Origin of the sequence: Pseudomonas huaxiensis, from assembly GCF_003231275.1 — a bacterium.
In the GTDB taxonomy this organism is placed as follows: domain Bacteria; phylum Pseudomonadota; class Gammaproteobacteria; order Pseudomonadales; family Pseudomonadaceae; genus Aquipseudomonas; species Aquipseudomonas huaxiensis.
Map to the genome: position 1 here is coordinate 88326 of NZ_QKVL01000007.1, position 13132 is coordinate 101457.

Annotated in this window: 14 protein-coding genes; 7 read left to right on the forward strand and 7 right to left on the reverse strand. The window is 60.6% G+C overall.

Annotated features, from left to right (window positions below):
* Positions 1–83 precede the first annotated feature (83 nt).
* Positions 84–491: an SMI1/KNR4 family protein gene (locus tag DM374_RS10880; protein ID WP_095158893.1), complete on the forward strand. Its 408-nt coding sequence runs from the start codon at positions 84–86 to the stop codon at positions 489–491.
* Between the two features lie 152 nt (positions 492–643).
* Entirely contained in the window at positions 644–1465 is an 822-nt protein-coding gene (locus DM374_RS10885) for an alpha/beta hydrolase (protein ID WP_225422476.1), read from the forward strand.
* Here DM374_RS10885 and DM374_RS10890 read toward each other — a convergent pair.
* Positions 1459–3219 carry a cation:proton antiporter gene (locus DM374_RS10890; RefSeq protein ID WP_110969825.1) on the reverse strand — a complete coding sequence of 587 codons (1761 nt, stop codon included), beginning with the start codon at positions 3217–3219 and terminating at the stop codon, positions 1459–1461. The genes DM374_RS10885 and DM374_RS10890 overlap by 7 nt on opposite strands.
* Positions 3220–3540: 321 nt before the next feature.
* On the opposite strand from DM374_RS10890, the gene DM374_RS10895 reads away from it, so the two are divergent.
* Positions 3541–4032, forward strand: a complete 492-nt coding sequence (locus tag DM374_RS10895; protein ID WP_110969826.1) for an acyl-CoA thioesterase — start codon at positions 3541–3543, stop codon at positions 4030–4032.
* Here DM374_RS10895 and pdxY read toward each other — a convergent pair.
* Positions 4029–4901 (reverse strand): pyridoxal kinase PdxY, encoded by an 873-nt coding sequence (gene pdxY, locus DM374_RS10900; RefSeq protein ID WP_095158890.1) that lies wholly within the window; start codon positions 4899–4901, stop codon positions 4029–4031. The genes DM374_RS10895 and pdxY overlap by 4 nt on opposite strands.
* A gap of 118 nt (positions 4902–5019) precedes the next feature.
* Between pdxY and DM374_RS10905 the strand changes: the two genes are divergently transcribed.
* Complete coding sequence (locus tag DM374_RS10905) at positions 5020–5412, forward strand: DUF3301 domain-containing protein (RefSeq protein WP_110969827.1); 393 nt, start codon at positions 5020–5022, stop codon at positions 5410–5412.
* Here the strand turns inward: DM374_RS10905 and DM374_RS10910 are convergent.
* The 3 genes from DM374_RS10910 to zigA are packed head-to-tail and all read right to left on the reverse strand — an operon-like array spanning position 5409 to position 8270.
* On the reverse strand, positions 5409–6383 hold the full coding sequence (locus DM374_RS10910) for a CobW family GTP-binding protein (RefSeq protein WP_110969828.1): 975 nt from the start codon (positions 6381–6383) through the stop codon (positions 5409–5411). The genes DM374_RS10905 and DM374_RS10910 overlap by 4 nt on opposite strands.
* Before the next feature lie 43 nt (positions 6384–6426).
* Positions 6427–7062: a DUF1826 domain-containing protein gene (locus DM374_RS10915; protein WP_110969829.1), complete on the reverse strand. Its 636-nt coding sequence runs from the start codon at positions 7060–7062 to the stop codon at positions 6427–6429.
* Positions 7062–8270 carry a zinc metallochaperone GTPase ZigA gene (zigA, locus tag DM374_RS10920; protein WP_110969830.1) on the reverse strand — a complete coding sequence of 403 codons (1209 nt, stop codon included), beginning with the start codon at positions 8268–8270 and terminating at the stop codon, positions 7062–7064. The genes DM374_RS10915 and zigA overlap by 1 nt, the downstream gene beginning before the upstream one ends.
* 117 nt (positions 8271–8387) lie before the next feature.
* On the opposite strand from zigA, the gene DM374_RS10925 reads away from it, so the two are divergent.
* Together DM374_RS10925 and folE2 are read left to right on the forward strand one after the other, a co-directional pair.
* The gene (locus DM374_RS10925) at positions 8388–8768 is read left to right on the forward strand and encodes a glutamine synthetase (protein WP_110969831.1); all 381 of its coding nucleotides are present in this window, start codon (positions 8388–8390) and stop codon (positions 8766–8768) included.
* A gap of 74 nt (positions 8769–8842) precedes the next feature.
* On the forward strand, positions 8843–9730 hold the full coding sequence (gene folE2 / locus DM374_RS10930; protein ID WP_110969832.1) for a GTP cyclohydrolase FolE2: 888 nt from the start codon (positions 8843–8845) through the stop codon (positions 9728–9730).
* Between the two features lie 22 nt (positions 9731–9752).
* Here folE2 and DM374_RS10935 read toward each other — a convergent pair whose 3' ends face one another.
* Positions 9753–10280: a DUF3617 domain-containing protein gene (locus DM374_RS10935; protein ID WP_110969833.1), complete on the reverse strand. Its 528-nt coding sequence runs from the start codon at positions 10278–10280 to the stop codon at positions 9753–9755.
* 126 nt (positions 10281–10406) lie between these two features.
* Here DM374_RS10935 and cls point away from each other — a divergent pair, with 126 nt between their 5' ends.
* Positions 10407–11846 carry a cardiolipin synthase gene (cls, locus tag DM374_RS10940; RefSeq protein WP_110969834.1) on the forward strand — a complete coding sequence of 480 codons (1440 nt, stop codon included), beginning with the start codon at positions 10407–10409 and terminating at the stop codon, positions 11844–11846.
* Between the two features lie 10 nt (positions 11847–11856).
* Here cls and cfaB read toward each other — a convergent pair whose 3' ends face one another.
* Complete coding sequence (gene cfaB, locus DM374_RS10945) at positions 11857–13041, reverse strand: C17 cyclopropane fatty acid synthase CfaB (protein ID WP_110969835.1); 1185 nt, start codon at positions 13039–13041, stop codon at positions 11857–11859.
* Positions 13042–13132 lie beyond the last annotated feature (91 nt).

Below are 13132 nucleotides of genomic sequence, written 5' to 3' on the forward strand. Positions count from 1 at the left end.
CGGGGTTTTGCTTTTAGCGCACTGCCCTACTAGGGTATAACGCGCAACGCTTTGAAAAGGTCAGAACACAGAGGACAAGCACCGTGGAAGAAGTCATCGAACAGCTTCGTGAGGCCAACGAACCGGTACCGGTACCGCTTGAGCTACCCGACGAAGACCAACTGGTCGAAATCGAAGAAGAGTTGTTCATCAACATTCCGTTTGTCTTCAAGGAATTCCTGCTGACCGTCAGTGATGTGGTTTATGGCAGCCTGGAGCCGGTGACTGTCACCGATCCACAATCCCATACCTACCTGCCGGAAGTTGCCGCCAACGCCTGGGACGCCGGCGTGCCGCGCGACCTGATTCCAATCTGCCAGGACGGCGACGATTACTACTGCGTCGAGGAAGACGGCACCGTGGTGCTGTGGTCCGGCGAGGAAGAGATCGTCACCGAAGAAAGCTGGGAGTCGGTGTGGCACTGGGTGCGGGATGTCTGGCTGGAAAGCTGAATCAATTCCCTTGTACAAATTAATGGCTCTTGGCCATCAATGTTCGTAGAATCCGCCGCGTCTTCCTGTGCGTGGCGGGTCGCTACCGCTCCATCCCCTCGGACATACGTCCCGCACGCACAGGAAGCCCCCTCGCCGTTTACGGGTCTTCGATGTCGATTCATCCTCGTTGGTTGTTGTCATTTACGCTGATGCTGCTCGCAGGCTGTCAGGCGCCTCTGACGCAATTGCAGGAACTGAGCGCCGAGCACACCCACCGCGTCACCCTCGAGTCGTCCCGACCGTTTCCCCTCGTTGTGAGCCTCCCGCTAACCCGCCCCTCCGGTAGTCGCTTGCGTGTCTATCTGGAAGGCGACGGCCATGCCTGGGCTACCGCAACCCAACCCAGCCTCGACCCCAGCCCGCGCACGCTGTTGCTGGCCCGCCTGGCAATGAGCGATCCTCAACCGAGCGTCTATCTCGCGCGGCCTTGCCAGTTCGTCAGCAGCCCGGCGTGCAAACCCGTGGTCTGGACCGACCAGCGTTTCGGCCAGGCGGCACTCGACAGCCTCGGCCAGGCCCTTGACCGTATTCGGCAGCACTATGGCAATCGGGATTTCGAGCTGATTGGTTACTCCGGCGGCGCGGCACTGGCGCTGTTGCTCGCCGCACAACGCGATGACATCGCGGTGGTGCAGACCCTGGCCGGCAACCTCAGCCCGCGCCAGTGGACGCAAAGCCTGGGCTTGAGCCCTCTGCACGGTTCGCTGGAACCACTGGACCACTCGGAACGGCTAGCTCGGGTCGCGCAGAGACACTTTCTCGGCCTGGACGACCGCACGGTGCCGCCAGCGCTCTATGAACACTACCGCAGCGCATTGGGCCCTGCGGCGTGCATCGAGAGTGTTCGCCTGCCGGGGGTGAATCATGCTGAAGGCTGGTCTGCGGCCTGGGCGCAGTGGCGCGACCGGCCACTGCGCTGCGCGCCTCAATGATGATGTTCTTTCTGGTTCTCGAGGGTTTCGAGCAAGGCGATCTGCATCCGCGTATGCACGCGAATGAACCAGCGCCAGAGCACCGCCACCACGCCCGCCGCCACGACGGCAATCAATAGCAGCAGCTCGTTGGTCGGCAGGATGCTCGCCGACAACGCCGAGAGCAGCAGGAAGATCACCAGCAGCGAGAGCAGCGGAATGACCTCGGCGATCACCCGACGCACGCGCTGGGTATGACGGCCGGCCATTTCCGGCTTCACGCCCATTTCCGCCAGCAACATCGACAGCGCCTTGAGCTTGCGGTACGCAGCGATCAGGAACGGCAGCGACAGCAGCAAGGCCAGGCCCCAGATCAGCGCCTTCTGCTGACCGATATCTGGCAGCCAGTGGGTGAGATAGGTCCCGATCTGAACGGCGAAATAACCACCACTGAAGAAAATCGCCACCACCAGCGCCAGGTTGACGCCGACTTGCAACAGGATGCGCCGGATCATCGATGCCAGCATCGCGCCTTCACCCTGCGGCTGAATACTGCGCAGCCATTCGCCATACAACGACAGCACCCGGGACAAACGGCTCGGGACCACCTTGGCCAGTTTGATCGACAGCGGATCGGCGGCACGGATCAGATACGGCGTCAGCAGCGTGGTGATGGCGGACACCGCTACGGCCACCGGATACAGGAAGTCGCTGGTCACCTGCAGGGTCATGCCCAGCGCAGCGATGATGAAGGAAAACTCGCCAATCTGTGAAAGACCCATCCCGACACGCAGTGAGGTGCGGCCGTCGTTGCCGGCGATAAAGGCCCCCATGCCGCAGGACAGCATCTTGCCCAGTACCACCGCAATGGTGATGACCACGATCGGCCAGATGTACTCCACCAATACCGTCGGGTCGATCATCAGGCCGATGGCGACGAAGAAGATGGCGCTGAACATGTCACGCACCGGCTCGATCAGGCGCTCGATCTTCACCAGTTGCCGCGACTCGGCCATGATCGCGCCGATCAGGAAGGCGCCCAGCACCATGCTGTACTCCAGCTTGACCACCAGCAGGCAGAAGCCGAAGCACAGGCCGAGCACGGTGATCAGCAGCATTTCATTGCTTTCGAAACGCGCCACGTAGGCCAACAGCCGCGGAACCAGGAGGATGCCGATCACTAACGCGACGATCATGAACAGCGACAGCTTGCCCACGGTGGAGAACACTTCGCCGGAGCTGACCGTACCGCTGACGGCGATGCCGGAGAGCAGCGCGATGATGCCAATCCCGAGGATGTCCTCGACGATCAGCACGCCGAAGATCAGTTGGGCGAAGCGCTCGTTCTTCATCTTCAGGTCATTGAGCGCCTTGACGATGATGGTGGTGGAGGAAATCGCCAGGATCGCGCCGAGGAACAGCGAATCCATGGTGCTCCAGCCAAACCAGCGGCCGATCTCGAAACCGATCCAGATCATCAGGACGATTTCCAGGAACGCAGCGATGAACGCCGTGGCGCCCACCTTGAACAGCTTGCCGAGGCTGAATTCCAGGCCCAGACAGAACATCAGGAAGATCACCCCGAGTTCGGCGAGCGTCTTGATGGTGTCTTCGTCGTGGATAAGGCCGAATGGCGGGGTGTGGGGGCCGATGATGAAGCCGGCGACGATGTAGCCCAGCACGACGGGCTGCTTGAGACGATGAAAGAGGATGGTGACTACACCGGCAACCAGCATGATCACCGCCAGATCCTGGATAAAGCTGATGGCATGCACGGCGTGACACTCCTTACTTCTCATGCGAAGAACAAAGCACGACCCAACCCCAGCTCGGATTGAGTTGCGGACGTTTCTGTTTTAAATGTAGGAAATAGACCTGTTACAAAGTCGTTTCTGGAGGTTATCACCGACGACTGCTGCAAAATGGTCGTGCAATATGTAGAAACAGATCGGCACTTCCATCACCGCAAATGGCATGAAACGCGTGACGAGAGGCGAGGTGTCAGCGTCCCGTTTTCAAGATGGCAATTCATAGGGGAAAGAAGCATGGACAAACCGCGCCACCCCGCCTCAGCGCAACCTTACCGTGAGCAGATTATGGAACCCGGAAACGCCCAGCTATCGATGACCGTCCTGATGACCCCCGACATGGCCAACTTCTCCGGCAATGTCCACGGCGGCACCCTGCTCAAGTACCTCGACGAGGTGGCCTACGCCTGCGCCAGCCGGTATGCCGGTCGCTACGTCGTGACCCTGTCGGTGGACCAGGTGGTGTTCCGCGAGCCGGTGCATGTCGGTGAGTTGGTGACCTTCCTTGCCTCGGTCAACTACACCGGGAACACCTCCATGGAGGTGGGGATCAAGGTGGTGACCGAGAACATCCGCGAGCGCTCGGTGCGCCACAGCAATAGCTGCTTCTTCACCATGGTCGCGGTGGACGATGACCGCAAGCCAGTGGCCGTGCCGCCACGCCAGCCACAATCCGCAGAGGAAAAGCGACGCTTCCTGCAGGGCAAGCAGCGCCGTCTGATCCGTCAGGAACTGGAGAAGCGTTACCAGGAGCTCAAGGTCGATCTCGACTCGATCTAAACCGAAAGACGCCGGGCCTCGAAACGCAACCGTGGGTGCACGATGCGATCCTGGGCCCGCACCACTTCCAGCTCATAGCTGCCGCAGGCCTGGGTCTCCAGCAGCACTTCGTGCACTGCCGCAGCGGTGAATTCGAAGGCCGTCACCCAGTTGTCGCCCAACAACAGCCGAGCGATGAACAGACCAGACGTCAGGTCACCCACGCCGACCGGCTGGCGCGGGAACGCCAGCAGCGGGCGTTGCAGATGCCAGCTACCGTCTTCGGTTACCAGCAACATTTCGAAGTCATCCGCGAGCTTGCCGGGGTAGGACAGGTGCTTGACCAGTACCGCCTTCGGTCCAAGCGCCATCAGTGCACGGGCCATGCCCACACAGTCTTCCAGCGACTCGGCGGATCGACCGGCAAAGCTGTCCAGCTCGAGCTGGTTCGGGCAGAGCACATCGGCGGCCGCAACGGCCTCGCGAAGAAGAAAATCACTGACTTCGGCTGGAACGATGCAGCCCTTCTCCGGATGGCCCATCACCGGGTCACAAAGGTACAGCGCACGCGGGTTGGCTTCCTTGATTCGCGCTACCGCGCTGAGGATCGCGCGGCCCTGCGCAGCACTGCCCAGATAGCCGGATAGAACTGCGTCGCAATTGCCCAACTCACCGATATTGCTAATCCCTTCCACCAACGCGGGAATTTGAGCTGGAGCAAGCACTTCTCCCGTCCACTGGCCATACTGAGTGTGATTGGAGAACTGCACCGTATTGAGCGGCCAGACATTGACCCCGACCCGCTGCATCGGGAACACCGCGGCGCTGTTGCCGGCGTGGCCAAACACAACGTGAGACTGGATGGCGAGCAGGTGCGGCGTACGTTTCATGCAGGGCGTCCAAAACGGTTGAATGACAAACAAGGCGCGCAGTATGGCGCCAAATGCCACCTGTACGACAGACCGGGGCGGCAGTTAAGCTGGGCACACCTCGTTGGAGCATGTGTAGATGGTTACCCTCGAAAACATCCTGGTGCTGATGTTGCTTGCCACGGCGGGCGCGTGGCTGTGGCACAACCACGGCTTGCGGGAAAAGGCGCTGGAGCGGGTCAAGCTGCACTGCGCGAAGCTTGATCTTGAGCTGCTCGACGGCAACGTCGCGCTGAAGAAGATCGCCTTCGTCCGCGACGCCAATGGCCGCAAACGGCTAGCGCGTGTGTATAACTTCGAATTCACCGTCACCGGCGAGCAGCGCCACCCGGGGACGGTCACCCAGTTCGGTGCCCACAGCGTGCAGATCGAACTCGCGCCGTATCCATTCGAGATCAAACCGCCCGTGCATGGCGACAACGTCATCGAAATGAAGCAGTGGCGCCAGGAACACAGCCGCTCGCGTCATTAATCCACAGGCAAGCGGCAGGCGAGCATGCGCCGCTCAAGCACTGCGGGTTCCTGGGCCTGATCGAAGATCAGTTCGATCCGCGAATCCCGCCGCCAGGCACTTTCCTGCCATTCCAGCGCCTGCCCCGCCACGGCGTTGGCGGAGTACCAGCCTTGCGCGCCGTGCACCACCATCTTCGCCCGACGCCAGCCGAGCTTTTCCACAAACTTCTGCAATTGCGCCCTCTCAAGCTTTTGCTGTGGATGAAATCGCCAGCCGATGCTCCAGCCTTCCGGGAGCTGTTGATAAGTGCATATCGGTTGGGAAATGTCCGTCCACAGCGCAATAACAGAAGGCGGACCGGCGGGCAAAAGGTTATCCACAACCGAGTTATCCACTGCCGAGGGCGGGCTGGATGGCAGTTCATCGAGCGGCAACTGCCCGTGATCTGTCCAGAAAATCGGCACTGAAGGCAGTTTCGAGGTTATCCACAGGCGGCTTTTGTCATCCACAACCGATGCTTTGTTCAGTACCAGCAAGCCAGCATCGGTCAACGCCTGTGCCTGCGCCGGCGGTAGCTCCGCGCCGGCGGCCAGCGCTTCGGCATCGAGCACCAGCACTGCCGGCTGCACCGCCAATACGCCCTGCCACGGCGGTAATCGGAGTTGCGCCAGCAATTGCGCCGGATGCCCAAGACCGGAAGGCTCGATAAACAGGCGATCCGGTCGCGCCTTGCGCAGCAACCGGGCCAGGCCAACCTGAAACGGCGCACCGTTCACGCAGCAGAGACAGCCGCCAGCCACCTCGCCCATGCTCACGCCCGCGTCATCAGTGCTGAGCAGCGCCGCATCCAGGCCGATCTGACCAAACTCGTTGATCAGCACAGCCCAGCGTTCGTCGGCCGGACGCTGGCTGAGCAGGTGGCGAATCAGGCTGGTCTTGCCGGCCCCAAGCGGGCCGGCGATCAGATGGGTGGGAATGTTCTTCAGCATGGAAAGCCGTTTCAGCGGGAAATTTCAGCACTATGCTCCGCGCTCATGCCAGCCAGTCAAGGGTCAGTATCAAACGCCGTTCGCCGTTGGCCAGCGCCGGCGAACGGTGAACCACGCCGGCGCCTTCGTTACCCAGCCATTTCTCGCCCTTGAACAGCGCCACATCACCACAGGTCAGTTGCCGGATATCGGCGCTGTCCACCTCGTCCTGTGCCAGCCGCCGCCGATCTACCGCGCTTTCCTCCAGCCACTCACTGGCCGGCCCGGCGTAAGTGGTGATCAAACGCAACGGCACATGATCGACATGAAACCGCGGGCACATGGCCCGCTCCAGTGCGCGCAGACGAACACCGACGCTCTTGGCACCGAGCAGGCAGACGTAGGCATCGATCAGCCAGGCCAGGTCGGCGATGAAGCCGTCATAACCGGCCAGATCCGTGTAAGCACTGGCCACACCATCAAGCGGTGGCATCTGACCATCCTTGCCGACCGTCAAAGTGAAGGATTCGGCCAACGGCTCATTCAACGACAACAACAGCGTGGCGAAGTCATTGATGTGCGCCGGCAAACGCCGCTGCCATACCGCAAGATTGACGCCGTCGAGCAGGGCCTCGGTCAGCGCCATCGGCGTCTCTCCAAATACCTGGCGCACCGGCGCCAGTGCCTCGGCCACTTGCATCAGGCCACCTCCTCTTCATGCCAGGCGCCAAACGGATCCGGCAACTGACGCCAACGGTTTGCACCGAGGGCCATTTCGGCGTCGCTGAGCAAGCAGGCATCAAGCTCGGCATGCAAGCGCGGCACGTCGATGTGCTGACCGATGAACACCAATTCCTGACGGCAGTCGCCGGATTCCGGGTCCCATTGCTGAAGAATCGCGGCAGTGCTTTCCGGGTCCTGTGGCCATTGTGCTTTCGGGACAAAGCGCCACCAGCGCCCGGCGAAACCATGGCGCATCATGCCGCCAGCCTGCGACCAGCTTCCCGCTTCCTGGTATTTGCTGGCCAGCCAGAAGAAGCCTTTGGAACGCAGCAGGCGGCCATTGCTCCAGGGCCTGTGGATAAAGTCGAAGAACCGCTGCGGATGTAGCGGGCGCCGGGCTTGCCAGACGCTGGCGGCGATACCGTATTCCTCGGTTTCCGGTACATGCTCGCCCCGCAGCTCCTGCAGCCAGCCCGGCGCGCTGGAGGCGCGGTCGAAGTCGAACAGGCCGGTGTCGAGGATCGCGTTGAGGTCTACCTGCCCCATCAGCATCGGTACGATTCGCGCATGAGCATTGAGACGGCGAAGGATTGCGCTGAGTTCTTCGCGCTCATGGCTGCTGATCAGGTCGATCTTGCTCAAGAGAATCACGTCGGCGAACTCCACCTGGTCGATCAGCAGGTCGCTGATGGAGCGCTCGTCGTCATCCCCCAGGGTTTCACCACGACTCGCCAGGCTCTCGGCCGCCTGATAGTCACGGAGGAAATTCAAACCGTCGACCACGGTGACCATGGTATCGAGCCGTGCCATCTCGGCCAGGCTGCGGCCCTGGTCGTCGCGGAAGGTGAAAGTTTCCGCGACCGGCAGCGGTTCGGCGATCCCCGTGGACTCGATCAGCAGATAGTCGAAGCGGCCTTCCGCAGCCAAGCGGCTGACTTCTTCCAGCAGGTCTTCACGCAAGGTGCAGCAGATGCAGCCGTTGCTCATCTCCACCAGTTTTTCTTCAGTGCGATTGAGGCTGACATTGCGCTGCACTTCGGTGGCGTCGATATTGATCACGCTCATGTCGTTGACGATCACGGCGACCCGCAGGTTGTCGCGGTTACGCAGCACATGGTTGAGCACCGTGCTCTTGCCGGCACCAAGAAAGCCAGAGAGCACGGTTACGGGGAGACGATCGGGCATGGCGCGGTTCCTCATCAGAGCGGCAAAGTGCATTCGAACGATGCATTGGTTTATTGTTACATTATAACAATGCACTTTCATCAACCGCCTGTCCACGTCCAAAGCGAGAGGGCACTCATGACGTCACGGAATCATCTGCTGTGGATAACGTTGTTCTGTATCGCCAGCGGCGCCCAAGCCATGCCACGCAGCGAACCGGCAACCTGCACGCGCAGCGCCAATTTGCTGGCCTGCGCCGATCGTCAGGGCAGCTACTACAGCGTGCAGACCCAAGGCGCGACAACCTACCTGCGCGGCTACGATGTACCGAGCGAACGCCGCTGGGCTCAGACCAACAGCCGCTATGGCCAATTGACCTTCTACACGGGCATCGCCAGCGACGGTGAAGCCTGGGTCGGATACAGCCGGCGAGTGGGCTGGACCACCCTCAACCGCGTCTCCAGTTCCAGCGGTCAGCGCTTCAACCTGCGCTGCAACCGACTCAGCGGCTGCCAGTGAGGCGAAGAAAAAGTGCTGGCATTCGAATTGTTATAATGTAACTTATTGCGATCTCTTCACTGACGGCTCGCACTATGACCGCCCTGACCCTCCCCGATATTGCTGCACAAGCCAGCCAGCAATCCCTGCCGCTGGAATGGGTTGGCATGTGTGGCATCGCGCTTGCCTTGCGTCTGGATCAGCAAACCCTTCATGGGACCGCAGACGCGGGCGTGAACCTGAGCGATGGCACTTCACGCGGCATTCACATGTCTCGCTTGTATCTCGCGCTCGCAGTATTCAAGGACGAACCGCTGTCGGTTCACCTGATCCATCGCGTACTCAGGCAATTTCTCGACAGCCATGAAGGCCTTTCCACCCGCGCACAGCTCACCCTGCGCTTCGACGTACTGCTCGAACGCGCGGCGTTAGTCAGTTCGGAATCCGGTTTCAAGCGCTATCCAGTAGTTATCGATGCGCGGCTGGAAGATGAAATGTTCCACGTGGAACTAAATGCCGAGGTTATCTATTCCTCAACCTGCCCCTGCTCGGCGGCGCTGGCCAGACAATTGATTCAACAACAGTTCCTCACTGACTTCGGCAACCGTAACCTGACCCATGAACAAGTATTGAGCTGGCTCGGTAGCGCTCAGGGCATCGTCGCTACACCTCACAGCCAGCGCAGCACAGCCAAGTTGCGGGTGCGGCTCAAGCAGGGCTGCGACCAGTTGCCAATTCTCGAAGTAATTGATCAGGCGGAAGCTGCCTTGGGCACCGCGGTACAAACCGCCGTGAAACGAGCGGACGAACAAGCCTTCGCCTTGGCCAATGGTCAGAACCTGATGTTCTGCGAAGACGCTGCCCGCCGCCTGAACCGGGTCCTGAAGCAGGTGCCCTCCGTGGCCGGCTTCCAGTTGCGCGTGGAACATGCAGAGAGCCTGCACGCCCACGACGCTGTCGCCCAAAGCCACTGGAACTGGTAACCAAGGTGTCGCGGAACGAGTCTTAGCTGCGCGGCTTGACCGTTCCGCAGTCGGCTCCCAGCCACACCGCGCGAGTATCCATGCTGCCCTGTTGCTTGGCGCCGGTTGCGTTGAAGGTGCCATGAACCTTGGTCAGGAATTCACGATCGCTGACGAACTGCGCCTGCCCGGTGCCCTGCGCCTTGGGGCAACTGAACTCGAACTTCCAGACATTGCCATTGCGCTCGGTGATCCGCTGGGTGCAACCCGACTGTGGGTCCTGCAAAGGAATGTTGTCGGTCTTCACCTGTTCTGGCGTCAGACATGAACGCACACCCTTGCCCGCCACCGTTACGCCCTGCTTGGCCAACACGCCTTCCATCATCGCGCGCTGCTCCGGAGGCAGGTTTTTCAACTGCCCGAGCATAAAGTCCATGTCAGGCAGCGCGTTGCCATCGACCTGCATGTTGCTGGTGGTCAGCTCCCACAACCCCGGTTGCAGCATCTGCGCCTGAACCAGAGGACTCGACAGGCCAACCAGCAGCGCCAGCATCGACATGCGAATGTTCATCTAATGACTCCCGAAAACTCCGGCCCCGTGCCGGACTACGGATTAGACGACAAATTGCCCACCGGGTTGCAAGACACGTGTGGAACATGGTCTGTTAGGACCCTGATTGCGGACGGCAGGACGTATATGGACTACCACAGCCCCCAGTTCTTCGGTTACCTCATTGGTGCAATTCATCTGCTCGGCCTGATTGCCGCCGCGCATGCGGTGTTCACCGTGCGTACCGCCCAAGGGGCGATTGCCTGGGCGATGTCGCTGCTGTTCATCCCTTACCTGACACTGATTCCCTACCTGATCTTCGGCAGTCGTACCTTCGACGCCTACATCCAGGCCCGACGCCAGGCCAACCAGGAAATGCACATCGCCATGGCCGACCTGAACTGGCGCCCCTGGGTCGAGGAAGCACTGGCCGCCAGCAACTCGCCTGCCTATGCCGGCCTGCGCGCATTGCCCCGACTCAGTCGCATGCCGTGCCTGGCAAACAACACGCTGAAACTGCTGATCGATGGCCAGGCCACCTTCAAGGCGATCTTCAATGCTATCGATCAGGCTCGCGATACAGTGCTGGTACAGTTCTTCATCATTCATGACGATGACCTGGGCCGTCAGCTTCAGGCATTGCTGCTGAAGAAAGCCGCCGAGGGCGTGAAGATCTATGTGCTTTACGACAGCGTGGGCAGTCACGCCCTTCCCACTCGTTACAGTCAGGTCCTGCGCGAAGGCGGCGTCGATATCCGCGCCTTCGCCACTCGCCGCGGCTGGTTCAACCGCTTCCAGGTGAACTTCCGCAATCACCGCAAGATCGTGGTGGTGGACGGTGTAACGGGCTTTGTCGGCGGACACAACGTCGGCGATGAATACCTCGGCGGCAATCCTCGGCTATCGCCTTGGCGCGATACCCATGTTCAGGTGGGTGGTCCGGTGCTGGCCTGTTTGCAGGAATCCTTCGCCGAAGACTGGTTCTGGGCCGCGCGGAAATTGCCGCCATTGATCCTGCCGGATACCTACCCGGAAAACGGCATGCTCTGTCAGGTCCTGGCCAGCGGTCCGGCTGATCCACAAGAAACCTGCTCACTGTTTTTCCTCGATGCCATCCACGCGGCACAAGAACGGGTGTGGATAACCAGCCCCTATTTCATTCCTGATGAAGCGGTGTTCGCCGCGTTGCGCCTGGCGGTCCTGCGCGGCGTGGACGTGCGCATCCTGATTCCCTCACGCCCCGACCACCGCATCGTCTACGCCGCCTCCAGCCTGTTCGCCTTCGAAGCGGTGCGCGCCGGCGTGCGGATGTTTCGGTATGAGCCGGGGTTTCTGCATCAGAAAGTGGTGCTTGTGGATAACGACGTCGCCGCGATTGGCAGCGCCAACCTGGACAACCGATCCTTTCGCCTGAATTTCGAAATCATGCTGGTGACAATCGACGCGGAATTCGCCACCAAGGTGGAGCAGATGCTGGTCAACGACTTCGACCAGGCCCGGGAAATCACCCCGGAGGACAGCCGCGATACGCACCGCTTGCAACAACTGGGGATGCGTATCGCGCGGCTGATTTCTCCGATCCTTTAGCGAGTGGCGCTCAGCGGTAGAGGTCGGCGCGGGTCAGCGGCAGGTCGTGACTGCCGTCCGCTTTGGGTTTGACCGCGAGAATCTGATGCAGGTTGATCCAGCCGCGGGTAAACGCGTAGGAACAGCCCGCCAGATAAAGCCGCCAGATGCGCAAGGCTTTTTCCGGGACCATGGCGGACGCTTCTTGGAGTCGAGCTTCAAGGTTGTCGCTCCAGAACTTCAGCGTGCGCGCGTAGTGCAGCCGCAGGCTTTCCACGTCCACCACTTCCAGCCCGGCCTGACTGATGGAGCCGCTGATCATCGACACATGCGGCAACTCCCCATGGGGAAACACATAGCGCTCAATGAAGTTTCCCGCCCCACGCCCCACCGGACGACCGTCCAGGTGCTTGGCGGTGATCCCGTGGTTCATCACCAGGCCACCCTCGCGCACCGCGCCGAAAAGGCGTTGGCAATAAAGGTCGAGGTTGGCATGACCGACATGTTCGAACATGCCGACACTGACCACTTTGTCGAAACGACCATCCTGGGGCAGGTCGCGGTAGTCGAGGATTTGCAGGTCAACCTGCTTCTGCAGCCCTTCGGCCTTGACCCGCTCGCGACCCAGCTTCAACTGCTCCTTGCTCAGGGTGATGCCAAACACCTTGGCGCCGTATTCCCGAGCGGCGAAACGCGCCAGCCCGCCCCAGCCACATCCTACGTCCAGCAGGTAATCGCCCTGCTTGAGGCGCAGCTTGCGACACAGGTGCTCGAACTTGTTCTGCTGGGCCTGTTCCAGGCTGTCATCGGCATTCTTGAAATACGCGCAGGAGTAGGCCATGTCCGGGTCCAGCCAGAGCTGGTAGAACGCATTGGACAGATCGTAGTGGTAGGAAATGGAGGCCGCGTCGGTGGCCTTGTCATGCTCGCTGCGTACGGGTACGTCGTCTTCTTCATCCCTGAGCAACGCCTCGCTGAGTTCATCGCAGATGCGGATGACCTCGCTGATGGTTCCTTCCAGTTCCAGCTTGCCTTCGACAAATGCCGTACCCAGTTCATCCAGGCCCGGATGGGTGAGCTGACTCATCAGCGTCGGATCCTTGACCAGAATGGTTACCTGCGGCTGGGGACCGAGATCGAACTCATGGCCATCCCAGAGCCGTAGGCGAAGTGGCAGATGAAGGCTTTGCAGCGCGGGTGGAAGTTGCACAAGCATAAAGTGGACCCTCCCATACATTCGTAGGACGTCATGGGAAAAGGGTAGTTCATATGTAAGATCTTTCAGGCTATTAGCACCATAGTCTGAC

Coding starts and splice junctions, on each gene's coding strand:
- DM374_RS10885 (WP_225422476.1), top strand. CDS start 644: ATGTCGATTCATCCTCGTTGGTTGTTGTCATTTACGCTGATGCTGCTC.
- DM374_RS10895 (WP_110969826.1), top strand. CDS start 3,541: ATGGAACCCGGAAACGCCCAGCTATCGATGACCGTCCTGATGACCCCC.
- pdxY (WP_095158890.1), bottom strand. CDS start 4,901: ATGAAACGTACGCCGCACCTGCTCGCCATCCAGTCTCACGTTGTGTTT.
- DM374_RS10905 (WP_110969827.1), top strand. CDS start 5,020: ATGGTTACCCTCGAAAACATCCTGGTGCTGATGTTGCTTGCCACGGCG.
- DM374_RS10910 (WP_110969828.1), bottom strand. CDS start 6,383: ATGCTGAAGAACATTCCCACCCATCTGATCGCCGGCCCGCTTGGGGCC.
- DM374_RS10915 (WP_110969829.1), bottom strand. CDS start 7,062: ATGCAAGTGGCCGAGGCACTGGCGCCGGTGCGCCAGGTATTTGGAGAG.
- zigA (WP_110969830.1), bottom strand. CDS start 8,270: ATGCCCGATCGTCTCCCCGTAACCGTGCTCTCTGGCTTTCTTGGTGCC.
- DM374_RS10925 (WP_110969831.1), top strand. CDS start 8,388: ATGACGTCACGGAATCATCTGCTGTGGATAACGTTGTTCTGTATCGCC.
- folE2 (WP_110969832.1), top strand. CDS start 8,843: ATGACCGCCCTGACCCTCCCCGATATTGCTGCACAAGCCAGCCAGCAA.
- DM374_RS10935 (WP_110969833.1), bottom strand. CDS start 10,280: ATGAACATTCGCATGTCGATGCTGGCGCTGCTGGTTGGCCTGTCGAGT.
- cls (WP_110969834.1), top strand. CDS start 10,407: ATGGACTACCACAGCCCCCAGTTCTTCGGTTACCTCATTGGTGCAATT.
- cfaB (WP_110969835.1), bottom strand. CDS start 13,041: ATGCTTGTGCAACTTCCACCCGCGCTGCAAAGCCTTCATCTGCCACTT.